Source organism: Nitrososphaerota archaeon (genome assembly GCA_027887005.1).
Lineage (GTDB): Archaea > Thermoproteota > Nitrososphaeria > Nitrososphaerales > Gagatemarchaeaceae > UBA183.
The window spans coordinates 72,936-92,468 of the sequence record JAPCJI010000002.1; the positions used below are offsets into that span (position 1 = coordinate 72,936).

The window sequence follows — 19,533 nt, forward strand, 5'->3', positions numbered from 1 at the left end:
ATGGGCCTGCCCCAGCTGCTGATTGGGGGCTTCGACCTCGTGAGCTTCGGCCTGGGCTTCCTCAACTACTACGCGCTCTACCTTGCGATAAGCCTGACACTGAACCTCGAGTTCGGATTCACCGGGATCCCCAACTTCGGCAAGGTGATGTTCATCGCCGGCGGGGCCGCCTTCTCCGGCTCCATTGCCGGGAGGGTAGCTGCGTACGCCTATGGGATAGGTGTCAATCGCGACTTCATCGTATTCAACCCGTCGATCATCAGTGGGGTAAATGCCAGGCTGGCGACGGACCCGGCGTTCGCGGTTCAACTCGTCATCTTCTCGCTCCTAGTGGCCGCGCTGGTCGGCGCTCTTCTCGGGTATCTCTCCTCCTATCCTGCAATACGGCTCAGAGAGGACTACCTCGGAATGCTGCTCCTAGGGGCTGCGCAGTTCTTCCAAGTGATCCTCAGGACTTACACACCGCTGATTGGAGGGGCGCAAAACATCGAAGTGCCCGACCCCTACGTCTATTGGTCGTCCCTTGGACCGGGATACAGGGACCTCGTGGCCGCGCTGGTAGTCTCGGCTTTCGCGATAGTCGTTTTCCTGTACGCCGAGCGCGTGGCCAAGTCACCCCTGGGACGGATGCTGAAGTCAGTTAGGGACAATGAGGATGCAGCAAAGGCACTGGGTAAGGACGACGTGGCAGTGAGGCGCAACATCCTCATCATCGCCTCGGCCATAGCAGGGATGGCGGGCGCGATCTTCACCTTCTACATCGCGTCGGTGGAATCCGATAATTGGACGAGGTTCGCATGGACCTTCTGGCCCTTCCTGATTGTCATCATAGGTGGGGCGGGCAACAACTTCGGCGTCGCCCTGGGGACTTTCTTCTTCATGCTCATCTTCAAGGGGCTGCAGCAGATTCAGCCTTACGTCCAGCCATACATCTTCTTCGACGTGAACTGGCTGCAGGACATCCTGTTTGCCGCGCTTCTCATAATCATCTTGCTCCTTCGTCCGGAGGGGATAATCAGGGAAAAGCCTACCCCGACGCTTTCGAGGTCGACCGTCGCGGCCATGGTCGGCGCTCTAGCTGGGCCCGGAGGAGGTGGGGGCACCGAACCAGAGGAGCCTTCGAGGTTGCGACGGTTTGGGAGGAGGGCGAAATCGCTTGTCAGACGCGGGCAAAAGTCAGGGACCGTCGGCCCACCCTAGCAAACAACCCGAATCCGACGCTTGAGCCCACATACGTTTATTATCGTGGCGCGGGTTCGCGTTCCGCTTTGCTGAATGAGTCACAGCCACTAACTCAGTTGCTCGAACGTAGGGAGAGGGAGTATCTAATGGGCAAGGCGAAGGTCGTCATGCGTTCATCGTTGGATAACATCGACGTAGGAGACTTTCGGATCGACGGCCTCAAACAAGGGGAGACGGTGGAGCTCCCACGATGGGTGGCGGAGGAGCTGTCGAGCCTGAGCCTAGCCGAGCTGGCGGAGGAGCCCTTTGAGACCGAGATCTTCAGGGCGATAGGCAAGGAGAAGATGATGGGCCCGCTCCAGCTCTCGGCCCTGCCTCAGGACTTCTACCTGAGGATGAAGAGGAGGCTCAGCCTCCTCGGCCGTGCGGCGACAGATGGGAAGGCCAAGAAGGAAGACCTGGACAGGCTGAAGGCGGGGAGTTACGACCTGATCGGCATGAGGCTTAGCAAGTTGCTTTCCCTTTCGAGCTCTTCTACTTCGGTCACATCGCTGGCTGACAAGCTGACCCCTGAAGAGAGCGCCTTCTTCACTGCCTCCCAGTCGGTTTCGAAGGAGTGGCGAGCAGCCCTGCTCGGAGTGACCTAGTTTGGCCACCATGGCCAGCGGCAAGCTATCAGAGATGCTCGAGGATTTCCTGAAGACTGTCACCGACAGGTCTGGGAACTACACCTACCGGACCAAGATCTCGCAACTCATTTCCAACGAGGGCAAGTCGCTGACGGTCGACTTCGGGGACCTCCTTAGATACGACAACGACCTAGCGAATACGCTGCTTCTGAAGCCTGATTACGCGCTGGCTTCGTTCAAGACAGCAGCCTACGAAACGATGAGGAGCGAGAACGCGCTGTACGCTGACAGGGTCAAGAGAGACCTCGCCGTGAGGATTCGAGCAATATCCGACCTTGTCCCTCTGCGAAAGGTTGACGTTTCATACCTCGACAAGATGCTCGCTGTCTCTGGGATGATAGTAAGGACCTCTGAGCTGAGGCCGTTGATGACCTCGGCGGCCTGGGTCTGTCCGAGTGGACACGTCACCTTTCAGGATCAGGACGACCTCGCCCTGAAGAGGCCCCCCAAGTGCGACATATGCGGCGAGGCCCGGAACTTCGAGCTCGAAAAGAAGCAGAGCAGGTTCATCGACTTCCAGATTCTAAGGGTCCAGGAACTCCCAGAGGAACTTCCACCGGGACAGCTTCCTCAGTTCTTCGACGTCAACGTGGAAGGCGACATCGTAAACCAGGCGAGGCCGGGGGACAGGGTCGTGCTGTCTGGCATCCTGAGGGCGGTGCCAGACTACGCCGTCGGGCAAGTGAAGACGAGGCTGTTCAAGTCTCAGATCGACTGCAACCACGTGGAGGTCAAGGGGAAGGAGCCGGAGATGGTCCAGATCACGAAGGAGGATGAGGCACTTATCAGGAGCGTGGCGTCCTCGCCTGACGCCTACGATAGATTGATCTTGTCGGTGGCCCCTGTGATTCTAGGCCATCTTGCGGAGAAAGAGTCGATACTGCTCCTCCTCGCCGGCGGGTCAGCTACGGTCCTCCCCGACGGCACCAAGTTGAGAGGAGATCTCAACGTCCTGTTTGTGGGTGACCCGGGGACAGGCAAGTCAGAGATGCTGAAGTTCGCTTCTCAGGTGGCGCCTCGTGGCATCTACGCGTCGGGAAGAGGGACGACTTCCGCAGGGCTTTCAGCGGCAGTTATTAGAGAAAAGAACGTGTTCATGCTCGAGGCCGGAGTTGTGGTGTTGGCGGACCAGGGGATAGCAGCCATCGACGAGTTCGAGAAGATGAGGCCCGAGGACAGGACGGCCCTCCACGAGAGCATGGAGCAGCAGACTGTTACGATCGCGAAGGGCGGGATCTACGCGACGCTGAACGCGAGGACCGCGATACTCGCAGCCTGCAACCCGGTTCTTGGGAGGTACAACCCCTTCCAGAACCTGACCGAGAACATTGGGACGCTCCCCATTCCGCTCCTGACGCGCTTCGACCTTATCTTCGTGACGAAGGATCAGCCCGCACCGGCTGAAGATGAGAGACTGGCCACCCACATACTCTCGGTCCATGAGAGGAAGGGGTACGCCGCCCCTCCCCCGGTCGAGTTCAGCCTACTGAAGAAGTACATCGCATACGCCAAGAAGATTTCACCTACGCTCACCAAGGAGGCAATAGCCAGATTGAAGGACTACTACCTCGAATTGAGGAAGGCCGGGGGCGATGAGGGCCAGATTCCGCCCACCCCCAGGACCCTCGAAGCTATGATCAGGGTCGCCACTGCGAGGGCCAGGATTCTGCTCAGGGAAACGGTGACCGAGGAGGATGCTCTCGCGGCAGTCGCTCTGATGAACCGGATGGTCGAGGACGTGCTCACTGACGCCACCACCAAAAAGACGGATTTCGGGATTCAACTGGGGAAGCCCGCGGGGGAGACAAGGAACCTGAGGGCGGCCATGGAAGTGCTCAAGTCCCTCGAGGGACCCGACAAGAAGCCCGTCGAAAGGAGGGCCTTCAAGGAGGAGCTGATCAAGTCGAAGTTCTCCGATGAGGACGCCGAGAAGATGATTAGGACGATGTTCAGGGAAGGAATGGTCTACGAGTCGAAGCCCGGATTCATCCGGCGGCTCGGCAGCTAGGCGCGGAGGCCGTCTATTGAGGTTTGACGAGGCGAAGCTCCCCGCGGAGCTTGTGAGGTACTTCGAGGAGAAGGGGCTCACAGACCTGTACCCCCCGCAGGAGGAGGCGATCCGGGCGGGACTTCTCGAGGGGAAGAGCTTGGTTGTGGCTTGCCCGACGGCTAGCGGAAAGACGTTAATCGCAATAATGGCCGCCTACGTGAAGGCGAAGAAGGGGATGAAGGTGGTGTACCTCGCACCTCTCCGTGCGCTCGCGTCAGAGAAGTACACCGAGTTCTCCGAGCTGGCCAGGTTTGGGATTAGGACGGTGATATCTACGGGGGACTACGATTCGAGCGGCGAGTCCCTGGGGAGGGGAGACATCATCGTGCTTACGAACGAGCGCTTCGACTCGGTCATGCGTCACAAGGTTAGCTGGCTTTCGTCGGTGGGGCTCTTCATCGCGGATGAGGTCCATCTTGCGGGGAACGACTCGCGGGGGCCCACCCTCGAGATGATCCTGACCAAGATAATGAGCCTGGGACTCGACATACAGATGCTGTCGCTCTCCGCCACCATAAGCAATGCCAAGGTCGTAGGGGACTGGCTGCGCTCGGCTGTAGTCCAGCTGGACTGGAGACCGGTGCCCCTGAGGGAGGGGGTCTACGACTACAGCAGGATTGTGTTCACCGACGGCGAAGAGCGACCCCTGGCCAGGTCGACCTACGGAGCCCCTATCGATGTGGCCATGGACACCCTGAGGGGGGGAGGGCAGGCCCTGGTCTTCGCGAACACCCGGAGGAGAGCGGTGAGCCTCGCCACCAAGGCGGCGGAGGTCACCCAGAGGCAGCTCAGCGAGCAGGAGAAGAAGGCTGTTTCCGAGGCCTCGCGGCGGATTCTGACCTCGGGGGAGGAGACGAGCCTGAGCAGGCTTCTGGCGGAGGTCGTAGCGAAGGGCGCGGCTTTCCATCACGCCGGGCTCGACACGGAACACAGGAGGATCGTCGAGGAGTACTACAGGGCAAGGGCGATCAAGCTGCTTGCTGCGACCCCCACTTTGGCGGCCGGCGTGAATCTCCCGGCGAGGAGAGTGGTTGTCGCAGACATGACGAGGTACGACGTGGAGCGCGGGGGCAATGCCGAGATCTCTGTCCTTGACTACAGGCAGATGGCGGGGCGGGCGGGGAGGCCCCAGTACGACGACCATGGAGAGACAGTCATCATACCGGCCCCCTCCCAACCCTCGGCCCAGGTCCTGGAGCACTACTCCAAGGCCCCTCCGGAGCCCATCGAGTCGCGGCTCGCCGACGAATCTGCGATGAGGTTCCACACCCTCGCCACCATCGCCACGTCCATGGGCCTGTCGAAGAAGGATCTGGACAGCCTCTTCCGTGGGACCCTGCTCTCGATGCAGGTGGGTGAGGAAAAGGTGGGCAGGTACACAGAGAAGGCCCTGGGATACCTCCTGGCAGAGAGGCTCGCTGAGTCCCATGGGGACCTGTTCTACGCGACTGATTTCGGGAAGAGGGTCTCGATGCTGTACATCGACCCGGTCACGGGGGTCATCTTCAGAGAAGCGATCAGGCGGGCGGAGCCTGGGAGGGACTACACCGCAGGCCTCCTGCATCTCATCGCCAGATGTCCGGACTACGAGCCGAAGTTTCCCCTTAGGAGCAAGGACTACGAACAGGCGATGGCCTTCCTGGAGGAGCACGCCCAGGAGATGATGGAGAAGCCGACGCCGCGGGCTTTCTCGGACTACGATCAGACCCTCCAGGAGATGAGGACTGTGATGGCCCTGCACGGCTGGATTGACGAGTGGCGGGAAGAGCAGCTGCTTTCGAGGCTAGGAGTGGAGCCGGGTGACATGCACCGGGCGGTCGACAACGCAGAGTGGCTGCTGCACGCCCTGGGGGAGCTCTCGAAGCTCTTCAAGAGACCCGAGATGGTGGCGCAGTCCGAGCTGCTCAGGCGAAGGGTGGAGAGCGGGGTGAGCGCAGAATTGGTGGAGCTTACTACGCTCCAGGGGGTCGGGAGGGTGAGGGCCCGCGCGCTCTACACGGCCGGTTTCAGGACCCTGGAAGACATCGTCGAGGCGCCTGCGGAGAAGCTCGCCCTAGTTGAAAAGGTGGGGACCGCGGTCGCTCGCAGGATCAAGGAGCAGGCGGCGAGAAAGTGACCCCATACTCGGGTACTTTCGAAGAGGCTGCCCAGGAGCTCGCAAGGGCGATCGACCTGTCGGTGTCCGAGTCCGTATCCGGGATAGGTCGGGCGGCGGTGGCCTTCTCCGGAGGTCTTGACAGTTCGACCATCGTGGCCTGCGCCAGGAAGAAGGTTGGAGCAGTGGCGTGCGCGGCCTTCGCCAAGGGCTCAGTCGACTCTGCGAGGGCGGCGGCCGCGGCAGAGGCGCTGGGAGTTGAGCTCGTGGCTACGGAGCTCTCAGAAGGGCTGGTCCACGAGGAGCTTCGGTCGATCTCCCTTCCGTTCGAGCCCACTCTTATGGACAGGAGCCTCTGGTCGCTCTATTCGATCGTCTCCCGAAGCGCGTCCAAGGCTGGGGCGAAGCGAATCCTTCTGGGGCAGCTGGCGGACGAGCTCTTCGGGGGATACGCGAAGTATCAGGCGGCCCCGGAAGGAGGCGGAGAGAGCGAAGCGGAGCGGATGATGAACGCGGACGTGGCTGACTACGAAAAACGCGGAAGGGTGAGGGACGTGAGCGCCTGCACGAGGTGGCTGGAGCCCAGGTTTCCGTTCGAGGCCAATGGAGTCAGAGAGCTCGGGATTGCCCTTCCTGTTTCGTTCAAGATCCGGGGCGGTGTCAGGAAGGCGGTGCTCAGAGAGGCGGCCATCATCCTAGGGGTGCCGGAGGGACTCGCAGGAGTCCCGAAGAAAGCGGCCCAGTACAGCTCTGGCATCCAGAAGATCGTCAGATAGCTCACGCTTTTATCCGCCCTGGTTTGACCGAGAACCATGATTCCTTCGCAGCAGCCCAAGGGGAAGCTGGTCGGGTTCAAGCCCCTGCAGGAGAGATTCAGCTACTACGCGCTGGAGGACGGGACGGTTTTGGGAATAAAGCCTGCAGTGGTGAAAGTGTACAGGCTCCAGAATCCTGACAACAGCCCAGCCTTCTCTCCAGACGGGACCCCCGCGTACTTCTACCAGACTCAGAACATAACCCAGGTTCTCAGCCGGGAAGAGTACAAGTCATTCAAGGACGACGGCATCAGTGAATGAGAAAGGCCTACCTAGCTTCTGACGACTCGGCCCTTCTGAGGAGAGCGCTCGGCTCCTATTCGGGGAGAGCGTGCCTCGAAATCGGAGCAGGCAACGGGGGGAACCTGATCGACCTCAAGAAGCGGTTCTCGAGGGCCCTAGGCACCGACGTCGTCAGGCCCGGGCTCGACGATTGGAAGGGTGCAGGCGTAGACTACGTCCTTGCAGACGGCGCCTCCTGTCTGAAGGACGAGTGCTTCGACCTTGTGGCGTTCAACCCTCCCTACCTGCCCCTGGAAGTGGCGGAGGACGTCGCGGTGGAGGGGGGCAAGGAGCTCGAGGTGCCGATGAAGTTCCTTCGGGAGGCCCTCCGCACTGTGAAGAGGACCGGGAGGGTCATACTTCTACTGAACGACCAGGCCCCGATTGGCGAACTGGAGGCGATATGCACACAGAGAGGGTTCAACCTCAGGAAGGTGTTGTCTCAACGGCTCTTCTTCGAGGAACTTGCGGTGTACGAGGCCTCGGCAGACCGGGCGTAGCCGAATCTGGTCGTCGCGAGGCGGATGCCGCGCCACAGCTCAGACCCGGTCTAGACGGTGATGTCAGCTTCTCAAGGATGAGAATCGTGTTCCCGCGTTATATACGCAAGCACGACCCTAACGGATTCGGGAGCATGCTCAGGCAAGTCGCGCTCGAGGTGCGCGCCGAGAACAAGCTGCAGGACGCCGCGAAGGCATCGGGAATCAAGATTACCATAACCGACTGCAAGCCCTTCAACGAGAAGGGGATGACCCTGCTCCTCGAGCTAAAGGGCGATGCCCATGCCATGAGAGAGACTGCGAGCGCGATCAAGAGGCTCGGCGGTGTGAGACAGGTGCTGGAAGGGGATGACGCAGGGGAGACACTCCCGCTTCTGGTGGTCATGGACCGGCCTGCGGTGTGCCGCGCCTCGAGTGATTCAGCCATAATATGCCTGGACTGCCCGCTCAATGCAGACGTGCAGCCTGCGTCCTGGCGTTTCATAGTCCGGAGGACGAGCGACCTTAGGCAGATTCTTTACAGGCTCGGGAAGGAGGGTGTCGAGACCCGGATCGAAGACGTGTCGCCCCTGAACCAGAAGGCGGCGCTTACAGGGAGACAGAAGGAAATCGTGGCGACCGCGGTCGCGAAGGGATACTTCCAATTCCCCAGAAAGATAAGCCTCACCGGACTCAGCGAGCTGGTGGGTGTCAAGCCCTCGACCCTGAGCGAGATACTGAGAAGTGCGGAAAGGCGGATAATGGAGAACGCTGTCGGCGTTCCATTCCCAGAGAACTAATCAGATCTGGGCGAACGACGGGTAACCTACCACCTGGGGACATGTGCGACGGCGAACGGACCCGCGGAGTGAAAAGAATCCTGAGCTTTAATACTCCTTGCCAGAATCCAGCGGTTGCGGTTTGGCGCAAGCATTCGAAGACAGCGAGAAACAATCCAAAACGCTGCATCGAATCTTCCTCTTTCTCTACCTTCAGTTCGCCTTCTATTGGGCGACAATCGCCGCGGGAATGCTCGTGAACTACTATTACGCGGTGCCCGGTGACATGCAAGCAAACTTCAGCAGCATCCTCCTGCAGTTCTTCGCCGCGCCTTCGCTCTTCGCCCACGTTACTTTCGCGGTTCTAAGCACTAGCATGAGCATTCCGGTGATCATCTTAGCGAGAAGGGCCCGGCTTTCGCATGTAGTTCTCCTGCACGCTGGCGCAGTCACCGCAAGGATGGTGGGCTTCATTACTGGTCCGTTGTTCATGTACTACGCGACTTCCGAAGTTGCTGACCCCTATTCCGCGAATATCTCGACCTTCATCATGGCCTCGGTGTTCCTGACCGCCGTCATCCTGACGTTCATGAGCAGGATATTCATTGTCAGAGAGGATGTCCGGATCAAGTACGTGGTGGGCGCAACGCCTCTGGTAGGTTTGAGACCGCAATGAGGGCAGTATCGCTTGAGGGGGAGGAGATTGGCAATCTCGGCCTTCAAGGCCTGAAGCTGACATTGAGGCTTTGCTACTTCAACTTCGTCGTCTACCTCGCAATATACATAACAGGAATGTATCTCAACATATTCGTCACCTCGGGAGTGAACACCGTAAGCATAGGGGACACCTCCAACATGGTACACATGGTAGGGGCCACCCTGAACTTTGCATTCACCTTCATCGTGATGATGGTGGGTTTCATCTATGGAATGCGGAAGGTGGCGTTGTTCAGCCTTGGGGCGGTTGCCTCCTTGGTTGTGGCCACGATTGGAGGACTGCTGTTCCTGGCGACCGGAGGCGGGAGAGGCTCTGGAGGACTCACCCTTGCCGGCGGATGGATAATGTCACTCCTCTTCATGCTCGCGCTCTTCCTTTCATACTACGCCACTCTGAAGATCATGAGGGCGGTCAGGATACTGGAAACCGTCCGAACGTAGTGAGAAGATGACATGCTAGGGATGAATGGTTCGTTGGGATCCGTGGCAGGCGCTGACGAAGGGCAGGCGAAATGGCTCGTATACCTAATCTATCTTCAGGCGGCCTTCCTCGCCGTGACCTACGCCGAGGGGATGTGGTCGGCGCTTACTGTGCCCAGCTTCTCAGTCACCCTGCCTGATGTTATCGAGCACGGGGTAGCGTCGTCCGGGTTCGCGCTGATGACAGGCGTTGTGGGGTTCGTGGCTGCGCTCCGGGGTCACAGGCGCGTAGCGATCTCTAACATTGTACTCTTCGTCATCACGGTGATTGCTGGTTCAACTGGCTTCGCATTCCTGGCCAACACGACCGACCCCGGCCAAATAGCGGAGACGAACCTTTCAATGATAGCGACGGTCGCGCTGGGCATGCCCATCACTGGATACTCCCTGACCAAGGTGTCCCGAGCGTCAAGAAGCGACCCGGGCGACGCGTCCCCTGCCACCATTATGATCTATTTCGCGCTGGGGACGCTTGCCATTACGATCGTAGCAGGCGCTGCCATGCTTTCGACTTCACCGTCATGGTACGCCTTCGCCGTCTCGGCACATGTCGGGTTGGCGGCCCTAATGGTTGCCCTTGTTCTGGGAGTTTTAGTGACATCTGTAACGGGAGCGTTCGGAGGAGATGCGTCGAAATGGGACCCGCAGGCGGTGGCCTACTCTCTCATTGCCCTTGGGTCCGCGACAATCGCAGGTGCCGACGGCGTGGTCTACATGACTTCGGGCGGCCTTTCGTACGTGATAGCAATGGCGGAAGTGGGCGTCCTCGTCTACGTCTTCCTGATGATCGCAAGCGCCGGGCCACATCATCGGGGGGTCACTCGGATTGACGGCGAAGGCCCGGCAAGAATTGCGCCTTGAGTCGTGGTTGGACAGTGACCTCCGCTAGTACTCCGATTCGTCTTCCTGATGTTAAGTCGGGAATCCTGCAGATGGCGTTCCTTTGCCTTGCCATCATGTCTACGCTGTTGGCCATGCCGCATGCGGCCAGGGCCCTCGCTACCAGTGGGAATTCGACCCGGACCGCGGTGGGGTTAGGTTCGACGAACCTGAACCTCACAACTGGGGCCGTTGTGACTTTCATCATCCTGCTGCTGGGGCTTGCCGCCGCGTTCTTGCTGATAGGGAGGTTCCAGAAGTCCCAGAAACGTAGCCAAGATTCGGTCACGGTGGACACGAAGTCCACGGAGGCCGACGAGGTCGCCGAGAGGGCCAGAAGCAAGAGGAACTTCCTGAAGCTGATGCTCACTCTGGGCGGGGTAGCTACCCTGGGCACGTTCGCGAGCATCTTCAGGATACTTGAGTACGTGCCTGCGCCTGGGCAGGGTTCTCGCACGACTGTCGCTCTCGCCTGGCCCGAGATCAAACTCGTCAACATCTCGACCCTCGATCCTTCCAAGCCGCTGCGCTTCAACTACCCGCTCGTGGACACGCCGTGCGTGCTCGTCAAATGCGGGCAGAAGGCGGACTACGGGGTCGGGCCCGATTCAGACATAGTCGCGTTCAACGACATCTGCCAACACCTGGGGTGCTTCTACGCGGTTCTTCCGCCGGGTTCGTCACCTCCGTGCGACGCAACTTTCCTTGCGGCCACTCCTCAGGGGTACTGTTGCTGTCATGGAGGGCAATACGACTTCGTCCATGCAGGCACGGTGATTGGGGGGCCCCCGCCGAGGAGTGTTCCTCAGGTCGTGTTGCGATTCGATGCGAGCACCGGCGACATCTACGCTGTAGGGATGGGGGGCCCCACGATCTTCGGGCACGGGCCGCCAGGAACGACAGACCCGGCCCTGGTGCTCAAGTATGACCTCACGGGCGGAACGGTCGTGACAGATGCGACGGTGTTCTCCTGAACGGGAGGAAATGACATGAGCACAAACCTGGGAGGGAAGCTCGTGGAATGGGTGAAGACGCGTTTCGGGCTCCGGACAAACGTATTGCGTCCCGTCCCGGAATACAGCATGAACCCCCTCTATTGGCTCGGCGCGTTGACGACCATCGCATTTGGCCTGCAGGTCTTCACTGGCCTTCTGATGATGATCTATTACGTTCCCACGGTCGAACAGGCCTACTCCTCCACACAGTTCATCATTCAGAATGTCCCCTTTGGCTGGCTCCTGGAAACCGTCCACCTTTACGGAGCCTATGCGATGATACTCCTGGCCCTACTCCACCTCTTTCGTGGCTACTTCCTCAGCGTCCAGAAGAAACCCAGAGAAATGATGTGGGTCACAGGAATGCTGATGGGCCTGACTGTGATGGGGTTCGGCCTCACGGGCTACCTGCTTCCGTGGACCGTGGTGTCCAAGTCTGCCACCGACGTCTCAATTGGCATGTTGAGCTTCCTTCCCGGACAGGTTGGGTCCATAGTCACGTTCCTCGTGGCCGGTGACGGCAGCAGCGCGGGAGAGCTCACGAGATTCTTTGACCTTCACATCCTCGTCCTTCCAGCTGCTCTCATTTCGCTCGTCGCGCTCAAGCTCTTTCTATTCGAGGCACACGGGGCCGCCGAACCTGTGACCGGCCCGAAGGAATCCCGGGACATCCCATGGTTCCCCACTGTCTACCTCTATTTCGCGATGCTGGGCAGCTTGCTCATTGCTGCGATTGTAGTGGCTTCGGCGCTGTTCCCGTTCAACCTCGCAGCGCAATTCACGCCTGCCGGCGCAGCGAACTACGTGCCCCAGCCCGAGTGGTATTTCCTGTGGATGTATCAGATCCTGAAGTTCGCCTCCTTCGAGGGCTCCGGGATATACTACGCGCTGGGAGTGGTGACGGCCCTGGTAGCAGGACTGGTGCTTCTGCCATTTGTTGACCGTGGGGTGGCGCGGAACCCGAAATCGAGGCCCCTCTACACCACCGTCGGCGCGATAACGGTCGCGGAGCTATTGGTGCTGACAGTCTGGGGATACCTTACGCCTGGGCAGATAATCCCTGACGCGCAGGCGGTCGAAGTGGTCGGGGCTGCAGCCTTGGTTGGTGCGGTGATGTCCGCGTTTCTCCTCAGGATGCCGCGGGGGATTCAGAGGTTCACTTCGGCAATCAGGTCCATACCACTGGCGCTAGTCCTTCCCCTCAAGAACCGGGGGGCGGCGTTGGCCTTCGTGGCCCTCCTATGCGTCGGGTCGGTTTGCTTCGCCAACCTCGTCGGGTTCGCTTCAGGTGCGAAGGCGGGTTCACCGCTTCTCTTGCTGGACATCGCGGGGTTGGTCACAACTTTCTTCGCTATGGTGAGAATCATGAGAGGAATGACCTTGGCGTACCGCAGGTCCCAGAATTGAGAGCGGAAGACGAGATGATGAAGTACACCGTGGAAACCCTGTTGGCGGCCGCCGCCCTCACGCTGACGGTCTATGCGTGGTTGATCGACCCGGTTGTGAACCAACGAGCCTTCGGCGCGTTGATCGGGTCGGCGTTTGTGATATTCTCCATGATCATCTACGCATACTACAAGCCCTCGCTTACAGGAAGCAGTAACACCTGGCTTCTCGCTGGATGTGTTACCGTGGCCGTTTTCCTCTTGCTTGCGGTGCAATTGGCAAGCTAGCCCCCCCAGGATTGATTCGACCGCAACACGACCCCTCTCTTCGCATTACAGTTGGTATCCGACTGGCCAACGTTGCGGCGGACTTTCGGCGCTGATTCAATCGAAAAAGCGTGGCTTGGCATGCGACACCCGTCGAAATGCTTCGCGTGCGAGAAACATGACTCGAGGCCTGTCAACTCGCCAACGAGACTAGCCTCAGCATCCGTAGAGGAGCGGGCCCAGAGGGGCTCAGACCTAATGTGGGTTCGAATCTCCGAGAGGTTGGAGATAACCTCAGACTTTAGGCTGCCAATCCTATTGTTGCGCACAAGAACTGTACGGTCGTCGGAGTCTCAGCCCCTTTGCGTTCATGCAGACTAGGTGTCCTATGGCGAACAAGGACTGAAACGAAGTCTAAAGGTCGACAGAAGATCCATGAGCAGCGTAACAATCGACACACTCGGCAAACAGTTAGAGGTTTTCAAAGACGCCAACTGCTTACCGATAGGATGAGGTGTGTCCCTAGCGGTGAAGCTTCGCCCGTATCCGCTTCAGGTAAGTCATGAACCTGCCGTTCGCGCTTGCCGCTTCTGTCGTACTTGCTTGAGTGTTTGTTTCCATTTGTATTCACCATTTGTTACACATATTACAAGACATATGGGTCTACCTATGACTAGTGTGCAATTATTGCAGATAACGGCCAATTTGCCCGCTATACGTCCAACAAGGCGCGTCAGAGTTCCTCGGTGCCAGGTTGAGCCCGAGTGTTCGCGCAAGGGGCGACGTCCGGCAGTTCGCTCGTGCTTTTCGAATTCTGAATTGGTCCTTAGGCGGTCTTCGACGGGCGCCCGGCACGTGGTTCAAGGGCATTTTGGTGGGAAGCATTTCTGCGTCTTCGAATGGCCTCCCATTTCCTTCTGCGTGCAAAAGTCATGGTTGTAATACTCTCCAGCGAGTATATAGGACGTTGGGTTAGGTTCTTCGAATTTGGGGCCTTCCGGATTTCCACCCCTGAGAAAGGAATCCAAATGGCCAAGAAGGCCCGAGGGGCAGTCAGTCTAGCAAAACGAGGCCGAATCATGCTTATTCAACGGGCCCGGAGGGATTCGAACCCTCGGTCTCTGAGCTCATCTCTTCAGCTTCGAAGGCTGACGCCTTAATCCGTGCTAGGCTACGGGCCCAAGGACGGCGGCGGCGACCTGGCTAATTAAGACATGAGGCGCGGGATGCTCGTTTCGTATGGCCTTTCGACCAGGCCCCTGTCGGTGATAATTCCAGTTACCAACTCCGGGGGCGTCATGTCGAAGGCCGGGTTGGCCACGAGCACCCCCCTTGGGGCGATTCGTCTCCCGCGGATTTTCACGACCTCGTCGAAGGACCTTTCTTCGATGATGACCTTTTCGTGGGTACGAGTGAGGTCGAAGGTCGAGAAGGGGGCAGCTGGATAGAACGGGACTCCGTGCCTATGGGCGAGAACGGCCTCCTGATAGGTGCCGATCTTGTTGAAGACGTAGCCATCCTTCGTGATTCTGTCCGCCCCGACTATCACCTTGTCCGCTCGCCCAAGGCTCAGCATGTGACCGACTGCGGTGTCGGGAATGAGCGTGCATTCAATCTCGTCGGTCATCAGCTCGAACGCAGTCAGCCTTGAGCCCTGAAGGGCTGGTCTCGTTTCGGGCACCAGCACCTTGACGAACTTCCCCTCTTCGACTGCCGCCCTGACGACTCCCAGGGCAGTCCCGTAGCCGACGGTCGCCAGGGCCCCTGCATTGCACTGGGTCAGGACCGTGTCTCCGTCCTCTATCAACTTCGCTCCTACCTTTCCGAGCCTTCTGTTCACCTGAATGTCCTCCTCCTCCATTCTCTTGACCTGGGAGACGACCGCGTCCCTCAGAGAAGAGATGGACTTCGCGGAGCGCGCTCTGTTCATCACCCTTTCAATCCCCCAGAAGAGGTTCACGGCAGTCGGCCTTGTCGACCTCAAGAGGTCCGCGTTCACCCCCAGTTCTCCGAGGAGCTCCTCCCGGGTCTTGGCCTTGGAGCGAACCGCAGCGAGGGCAACCCCCATGGCAGCTGCTACGCCGATTGCGGGTGCCCCCCTCACCACCATGGTCCTGATGGCCTGGGCCACTTCCTCTGGCCGGGTGTAGGTCACGTGGGTGAGTTTGTTGGGAAGCGCCGTCTGGTCGATCATCTTCACCGACCCGTCCACCCAGGTGACGGTCCGCATGGTGAAGAAACCGGCCAACGATGCATGCGCGTGGTGTTGCCTCTAAAGCGTTTGCGCCCATGATTGCGTTTAACCTTCAAATACGGTAAGATGGGCGTCGGAAAGTCAAGAGATTGGAACAAGCAGCCAGCCCCGAGGAGGCCCCACCGCCATTCAACGCGCTACTTCGCGACGGGAGGAGTTTCGTGGTCGACAGGGAGAGATACGGGGAGCTCGAGGAGTCGGGTTACGGGACCAAGGAGGGGAAGGAGCTTGCGCTGCGCGACTACGAAACGCTGTACCTCCTCTATGCGAAGAAGCTGGAGCTGAAAGACAAGAAGGGCGAGCTGGTGACGTTCGAGAAGCTGGCTGAGCAGGCACAGGGGAGGGCCAGCGACTCGTGGACGAAGTTCCTGGTCTACCGGGACTTGAGGAGCAGGGGCTACGTGGTCAAGGAAGGCTTCGGATTCGGGACGGACCTCAGGGTCTACGAGAGAGGGGACTTCCCAAAGAAGCCAGCCAAGTACGTGGTCTTCGCCCTGGACGAGGGGATCGAGAAGGGCATGGGGGACCTGCAGAAGTCGGTCAGAGAGATGGCGAAGATGGGGAAGGAAGCGATTATCGCGGTGATTGAAAGAAGGGGCGAGGTAATCTACTACAAGGTAAGCCGGGCGAGGTTCTGATCGCAGGTGGGCGTCAGAGCGGGCGTCGACCTGATCCGGCCGGTGAACTGCGCGATGATCGGTTTTGCCGTCATCGTAGGGGTCTTCGTCTCAAAACCCGCGAGCGTCTCGTTCATCCAGAGCGTGCTCGGGTTCATGACAGGGTTCTTCGTGTGCGCCTATTCGATGGTCGTCAACGACGTCTACGACGTCGAGGTGGACAGGGTCAACAGGCCCGAGCGACCTATACCCAGCGGACGGATATCGACCCAGGTCGCGTCTCGTCTTTCCATCGTCGTGCTCCTCGCCGGCATCGCCTGCTCCGTGCTGAGCCTTTCTCCAGCGGCCGTGGTCATAGCTCTGGTCTACGCGTCCCTCTCTTGGCTCTACAACAGCAGGGCCAAGAAGGCTGGCCTGGCGGGGAATCTCATCGTGGCGTCGTCTCTGGCCATCCCATTCATTTACGGTGGTGTCGTAGCGGGGGGGAACATCGCCGGCTCCCTGCTCCTCATGATGGCCCTGACTTCGTTCTTCGCCGGCGTGGGGAGGGAGGTCGTGAAAGCGATGGCCGACATCGAAGGAGACGCGGAAAGAGGGATTGGCTCGGTCGCGAGGAACAGAGGGCTGAGGACCGCATCCTTTGTGGGAAGCGCGTTCTTCCTGCTCGCGGTCGTCACGAGCTGGGTCCCCTTCGTCCTGGGGCTGGCAAACCGGGTCTACCAGGTCGGCGTGTTGGCTCCCGATGTGATCTTCCTCTACCTCGGTTGGTCGATCCTGTCGAAGCCCGAACCTCATAACGCCTACCGGGTCAAGAAGCTAGCGCTGGCGGGCATGACCGTCGGGCTGGTGGTCTTCATCGGAGGCGCGTTCTGATGTGGTCTGAGAAGCACAGGCCTAAGAGCCTCGACACGATGGTGGGGAACGAACAGGCGAGGGTCAAGCTCTTGTTGTGGCTGAAGAAGTGGAAGCCAGGCGTCAAGGCTGCGCTCCTGGTGGGTCCCCCTGGGACTGGGAAGACGACGACGGTGCACCTGGCCGCCGACGAACTCGGCCTGAGGCTTGTGGAGCTTAACGCCAGCGACACGAGGACGAAGGACAGGCTCTCGAAGAGGATAGGGGAGGTGATTTCGAGCACCAGCCTCTTCGGGGAGAGGAGCCTCATCTTCCTCGACGAGGTGGACGGGCTCGCAGGGAGGTCTGACTACGGTGCGATAGATTTCATCAAGGACGCTGTGAAGAGGAGCGAGAACCCCATAGTGATGGCAGCGAACGACCCTGAATCGGACGAAGTCAGGAAGCTGGCCAGCGCCACCAGCAGGATTGAGTTCCAGAAGCCAGAGCTCGAGGCAGTGGTGGGTCATTTGAGGAAGATCGCAGACGAAGAGAAACTCCCCATGGGGGGGAAGGAGCTCGAATCGATCGCAAGGGCTGCGAACGGGGACATCAGGTCGGCGATAAACTTCCTCCAGACGGGGATGGCCGGCACCAAGGATGAGGAATTGACTGCTTCGCAGTCGGTGAACGCCTTTTTCAGAGCCACCGACGAAAAGGCAGCCCTGAAGGCGCTGAGGTCCTACGGGGGTCAGCCGAGGGAGAAGGTCCGGGACCTGTTCAATGGGGTCGTCAAGGCGAAGGTTCACCAGGAGAGGAAGGCCGAAGCCCTTGAGGTGCTCTCGAGGGCTGACGTCCTGATGGGGAGGATAATGCGCGGAAAGGATTGGAGGCTCCTCCGATACCTCGACCCGATGCTCGCAGCCGATCTCTGGTCGGCCCTTGGGGACGGAGGGGGAGCCTTCACCATGGACGCGGTCCCCTGGCTTCTTCAGGTCAGGATCTGGAACGATTCCAAGAAACTGAAGGATATCGGCCTGGCTGCAGGGCGGAGGACGGGGACCAGCCAGAGGGGATTCCTCGTGGGGGACATGCCCTACCTCCTGCTCCTGTGCAGGGGGGAGGCGTTCAGGGAGGCGTTCGTCAAGAGTCTGAACCTCGAAGAGAACTACGCGGCTTTCATCGAGAAGGAGTCTGCGAGGAAGGGGGGCCGCTAGTTGAAGGCGTGCGGGTACTGAGATTCTTCGGCCGTCTGCCAATCCTGGAAGAACCTCGTGAGGGCTCCGACCCGGGGGCTCGTCCTGTCGACCCGGAATATCCTGATCCTGTTGAAGCGCTTCTCCGTCAGGATCCCGGAATTCGTGAGGAATTCCAGGTGCCGGGCCGCGGCCGTGTGTGAGAGGCCTGACCTCCGGGTGATCTCCGAGATGTTCAATTCTCCGCTCTCCAGCATGATCGCGAGCACCTTGGTCCTCCCGTAGGAGGACAGCAACCTCTCAATTTCTAACGTCTGCGACCAACTCCTTCTCGAGCTCACCGATCAACTCCTTCGCGGATACGAGCGACAGCCCAATCAGAGTGGTCCGTCCCCTTATCCCCTTGCCCGAGAGCTTGGTCTCGATGATGCCCTTCCTGGAAAGTTCGTTGACGTCGTTCCACACCTGGGTGTGGTGGTTGGGGCCTAGGCCCATGCTTTCGCAGAGCGCCCCGTAGCTCTTCTCCACCTCGCCTATGGTGACGTAGGTCGAGTCCCCCTTCTTGAGGAGGGCGGAGACTGCCATCAGTATCAGCCTCTGGTGCTTCGTGAGATAGCTCAGCTCCTCCTTCCTGAACTGAGGGGGGAGGGAGGCCTTGGCAGACCTGATGTGCTCTGGGAGGATGCGCGACGACTCGGATATGTCGGCCAGCTTCCCGGCGTTGTAGACCAGTTCGAGAGCGTAACGAGCGTCGCCGAAGACCCCAGCTATGTCTGCGGCCAACTGCATCGAGCTTTCGTCAAGGGCCCCGTCTGTGAAGGCCTCGCTTCTCGACGTCAGGATGTCCAAGAGCTGGGGACCGGAGTAGGGCTCGAGCGCGACAGTGCTCCACTGGACAGAACTGAGCGTGCTCAGGTCCACAGTCTTCATGTAGTCAAGAGTCTTCGAGATTAGCAGAGAGGAGAAGACCTGGCTGCCCTGCGCCGTCTCCCTTAGGCGGGTGATGGTGTAGAGGGCAGAGGGGTCGGACCTTACCAGATAATCGACCTCGTCGAACGCTATGAGGAGATGCGTGTGGCTGCTTCTGAGTTCTTCGATTAGGACCGAGAGGAGCTCCTCGAAGCTGTACCCCCTGGACGGGTAGTTCTGCCCCAGCTCCTTGAGCGCCCTGGTCATCACCGCCTGCAGAGTCTTGTCGATCCTGCAGTTTACAATTATGACCTTGACCATGTTCCCATAGAGAGTTGCCTTCTTCGGAAGCGACTCGCGGAGCTTCTTCGCAAGCATCGTCTTGCCCGAGCCGTTGGGCCCGTATAGTATCACGTTCTGGCTTGCCTTCGACGCGTTCTGAACTACGCTCTGAAAGTAGAGCTCGAGCGCCCTGAGCTGGTCGCCCCTGTGCGGGATCTGATGAGGAAGGTATTCAGGAAACAGAAAGGATTCGTCGCGAAAGACGGAACGCGGGAGGGCCATGGGAGATTTCTCTCATCGGCCTCTCTTCGCCTTATAACTTTGATTATGCATTGGAGCGGACGACTGGT

At 59.5% G+C, this 19,533-nt stretch carries 20 protein-coding genes and 1 tRNA gene; 17 read left to right on the forward strand and 4 right to left on the reverse strand.

The window, feature by feature from the left end; translation table 11 throughout:
• The 14 genes from OK438_02425 (at position 1) to OK438_02490 (ending at position 13,115) form a co-directional block, all read left to right on the forward strand.
• On the forward strand, positions 1–1,200 hold the full coding sequence (locus OK438_02425; GenBank protein ID MDA4124299.1) for a branched-chain amino acid ABC transporter permease: 1,200 nt from the start codon (positions 1–3) through the stop codon (positions 1,198–1,200).
• Positions 1,201–1,328: 128 nt separating this feature from the next.
• Positions 1,329–1,829, forward strand: a complete 501-nt coding sequence (locus OK438_02430) for a hypothetical protein (GenBank protein MDA4124300.1) — start codon at positions 1,329–1,331, stop codon at positions 1,827–1,829.
• Positions 1,830–1,839: 10 nt separating this feature from the next.
• The gene (locus OK438_02435) at positions 1,840–3,879 is read left to right on the forward strand and encodes a minichromosome maintenance protein MCM (protein ID MDA4124301.1); all 2,040 of its coding nucleotides are present in this window, start codon (positions 1,840–1,842) and stop codon (positions 3,877–3,879) included.
• Between the two features lie 16 nt (positions 3,880–3,895).
• Positions 3,896–6,037, forward strand: a complete 2,142-nt coding sequence (locus OK438_02440) for a DEAD/DEAH box helicase (protein ID MDA4124302.1) — start codon at positions 3,896–3,898, stop codon at positions 6,035–6,037.
• Positions 6,034–6,792 (forward strand): asparagine synthase C-terminal domain-containing protein, encoded by a 759-nt coding sequence (locus tag OK438_02445; GenBank protein ID MDA4124303.1) that lies wholly within the window; start codon positions 6,034–6,036, stop codon positions 6,790–6,792. Before OK438_02440 ends, OK438_02445 begins: the two co-directional genes overlap by 4 nt.
• Before the next feature lie 36 nt (positions 6,793–6,828).
• Positions 6,829–7,092, forward strand: a complete 264-nt coding sequence (locus OK438_02450) for a hypothetical protein (GenBank protein ID MDA4124304.1) — start codon at positions 6,829–6,831, stop codon at positions 7,090–7,092.
• Positions 7,089–7,613, forward strand: coding sequence for a methyltransferase domain-containing protein (locus OK438_02455; protein ID MDA4124305.1), 525 nt, complete (start codon positions 7,089–7,091; stop codon positions 7,611–7,613). Before OK438_02450 ends, OK438_02455 begins: the two co-directional genes overlap by 4 nt.
• 134 nt (positions 7,614–7,747) lie before the next feature.
• Complete coding sequence (locus OK438_02460) at positions 7,748–8,392, forward strand: helix-turn-helix domain-containing protein (GenBank protein ID MDA4124306.1); 645 nt, start codon at positions 7,748–7,750, stop codon at positions 8,390–8,392.
• A gap of 121 nt (positions 8,393–8,513) precedes the next feature.
• Positions 8,514–9,047 carry a hypothetical protein gene (locus OK438_02465; GenBank protein MDA4124307.1) on the forward strand — a complete coding sequence of 178 codons (534 nt, stop codon included), beginning with the start codon at positions 8,514–8,516 and terminating at the stop codon, positions 9,045–9,047.
• Complete coding sequence (locus tag OK438_02470; protein MDA4124308.1) at positions 9,044–9,529, forward strand: hypothetical protein; 486 nt, start codon at positions 9,044–9,046, stop codon at positions 9,527–9,529. Before OK438_02465 ends, OK438_02470 begins: the two co-directional genes overlap by 4 nt.
• A gap of 33 nt (positions 9,530–9,562) precedes the next feature.
• Positions 9,563–10,429 (forward strand): hypothetical protein, encoded by an 867-nt coding sequence (locus tag OK438_02475; GenBank protein ID MDA4124309.1) that lies wholly within the window; start codon positions 9,563–9,565, stop codon positions 10,427–10,429.
• 71 nt (positions 10,430–10,500) lie between these two features.
• Positions 10,501–11,421 (forward strand): Rieske 2Fe-2S domain-containing protein, encoded by a 921-nt coding sequence (locus OK438_02480; GenBank protein ID MDA4124310.1) that lies wholly within the window; start codon positions 10,501–10,503, stop codon positions 11,419–11,421.
• Positions 11,422–11,436: 15 nt separating this feature from the next.
• The gene (locus tag OK438_02485) at positions 11,437–12,849 is read left to right on the forward strand and encodes a cytochrome bc complex cytochrome b subunit (GenBank protein ID MDA4124311.1); all 1,413 of its coding nucleotides are present in this window, start codon (positions 11,437–11,439) and stop codon (positions 12,847–12,849) included.
• On the forward strand, positions 12,846–13,115 hold the full coding sequence (locus tag OK438_02490; GenBank protein ID MDA4124312.1) for a hypothetical protein: 270 nt from the start codon (positions 12,846–12,848) through the stop codon (positions 13,113–13,115). Before OK438_02485 ends, OK438_02490 begins: the two co-directional genes overlap by 4 nt.
• Positions 13,116–14,185: 1,070 nt before the next feature.
• On the opposite strand, the gene OK438_02495 is transcribed toward OK438_02490, so the two are convergent.
• Both OK438_02495 and mtnA read right to left on the reverse strand, forming a co-directional pair.
• Positions 14,186–14,275: transfer RNA gene (locus OK438_02495), tRNA-Arg, on the reverse strand.
• A gap of 26 nt (positions 14,276–14,301) precedes the next feature.
• Positions 14,302–15,324: an S-methyl-5-thioribose-1-phosphate isomerase gene (mtnA, locus tag OK438_02500; GenBank protein MDA4124313.1), complete on the reverse strand. Its 1,023-nt coding sequence runs from the start codon at positions 15,322–15,324 to the stop codon at positions 14,302–14,304.
• A 113-nt stretch (positions 15,325–15,437) separates the two neighbouring features.
• Here mtnA and endA point away from each other — a divergent pair, with 113 nt between their 5' ends.
• From endA to OK438_02515, 3 genes are read left to right on the forward strand one after another with little or no spacing between them, the layout of a single operon-like run.
• Positions 15,438–15,986 carry a tRNA-intron lyase gene (gene endA / locus OK438_02505; protein ID MDA4124314.1) on the forward strand — a complete coding sequence of 183 codons (549 nt, stop codon included), beginning with the start codon at positions 15,438–15,440 and terminating at the stop codon, positions 15,984–15,986.
• 6 nt (positions 15,987–15,992) lie between these two features.
• Positions 15,993–16,838, forward strand: a complete 846-nt coding sequence (locus OK438_02510) for a geranylgeranylglycerol-phosphate geranylgeranyltransferase (protein MDA4124315.1) — start codon at positions 15,993–15,995, stop codon at positions 16,836–16,838.
• Positions 16,838–18,013: an AAA family ATPase gene (locus OK438_02515; GenBank protein MDA4124316.1), complete on the forward strand. Its 1,176-nt coding sequence runs from the start codon at positions 16,838–16,840 to the stop codon at positions 18,011–18,013. The genes OK438_02510 and OK438_02515 overlap by 1 nt, the downstream gene beginning before the upstream one ends.
• Here the strand turns inward: OK438_02515 and OK438_02520 are convergent.
• Together OK438_02520 and OK438_02525 are read right to left on the reverse strand one after the other, a co-directional pair.
• The gene (locus OK438_02520) at positions 18,010–18,333 is read right to left on the reverse strand and encodes an ArsR family transcriptional regulator (GenBank protein ID MDA4124317.1); all 324 of its coding nucleotides are present in this window, start codon (positions 18,331–18,333) and stop codon (positions 18,010–18,012) included. The two genes, OK438_02515 and OK438_02520, sit on opposite strands and share 4 nt — an antisense overlap.
• Positions 18,293–19,465: an AAA family ATPase gene (locus OK438_02525; protein ID MDA4124318.1), complete on the reverse strand. Its 1,173-nt coding sequence runs from the start codon at positions 19,463–19,465 to the stop codon at positions 18,293–18,295. Before OK438_02525 ends, OK438_02520 begins: the two co-directional genes overlap by 41 nt.
• Positions 19,466–19,533 lie beyond the last annotated feature (68 nt).

Coding starts and splice junctions, on each gene's coding strand:
- OK438_02430 (MDA4124300.1), top strand. CDS start 1,329: ATGGGCAAGGCGAAGGTCGTCATGCGTTCATCGTTGGATAACATCGAC.
- OK438_02485 (MDA4124311.1), top strand. CDS start 11,437: ATGAGCACAAACCTGGGAGGGAAGCTCGTGGAATGGGTGAAGACGCGT.
- OK438_02480 (MDA4124310.1), top strand. CDS start 10,501: ATGGCGTTCCTTTGCCTTGCCATCATGTCTACGCTGTTGGCCATGCCG.
- mtnA (MDA4124313.1), bottom strand. CDS start 15,324: ATGCGGACCGTCACCTGGGTGGACGGGTCGGTGAAGATGATCGACCAG.
- OK438_02425 (MDA4124299.1), top strand. CDS start 1: ATGGGCCTGCCCCAGCTGCTGATTGGGGGCTTCGACCTCGTGAGCTTC.
- OK438_02525 (MDA4124318.1), bottom strand. CDS start 19,465: ATGGCCCTCCCGCGTTCCGTCTTTCGCGACGAATCCTTTCTGTTTCCT.
- OK438_02470 (MDA4124308.1), top strand. CDS start 9,044: ATGAGGGCAGTATCGCTTGAGGGGGAGGAGATTGGCAATCTCGGCCTT.
- OK438_02450 (MDA4124304.1), top strand. CDS start 6,829: ATGATTCCTTCGCAGCAGCCCAAGGGGAAGCTGGTCGGGTTCAAGCCC.
- OK438_02460 (MDA4124306.1), top strand. CDS start 7,748: ATGCTCAGGCAAGTCGCGCTCGAGGTGCGCGCCGAGAACAAGCTGCAG.
- OK438_02435 (MDA4124301.1), top strand. CDS start 1,840: ATGGCCAGCGGCAAGCTATCAGAGATGCTCGAGGATTTCCTGAAGACT.
- OK438_02455 (MDA4124305.1), top strand. CDS start 7,089: ATGAGAAAGGCCTACCTAGCTTCTGACGACTCGGCCCTTCTGAGGAGA.
- OK438_02515 (MDA4124316.1), top strand. CDS start 16,838: ATGTGGTCTGAGAAGCACAGGCCTAAGAGCCTCGACACGATGGTGGGG.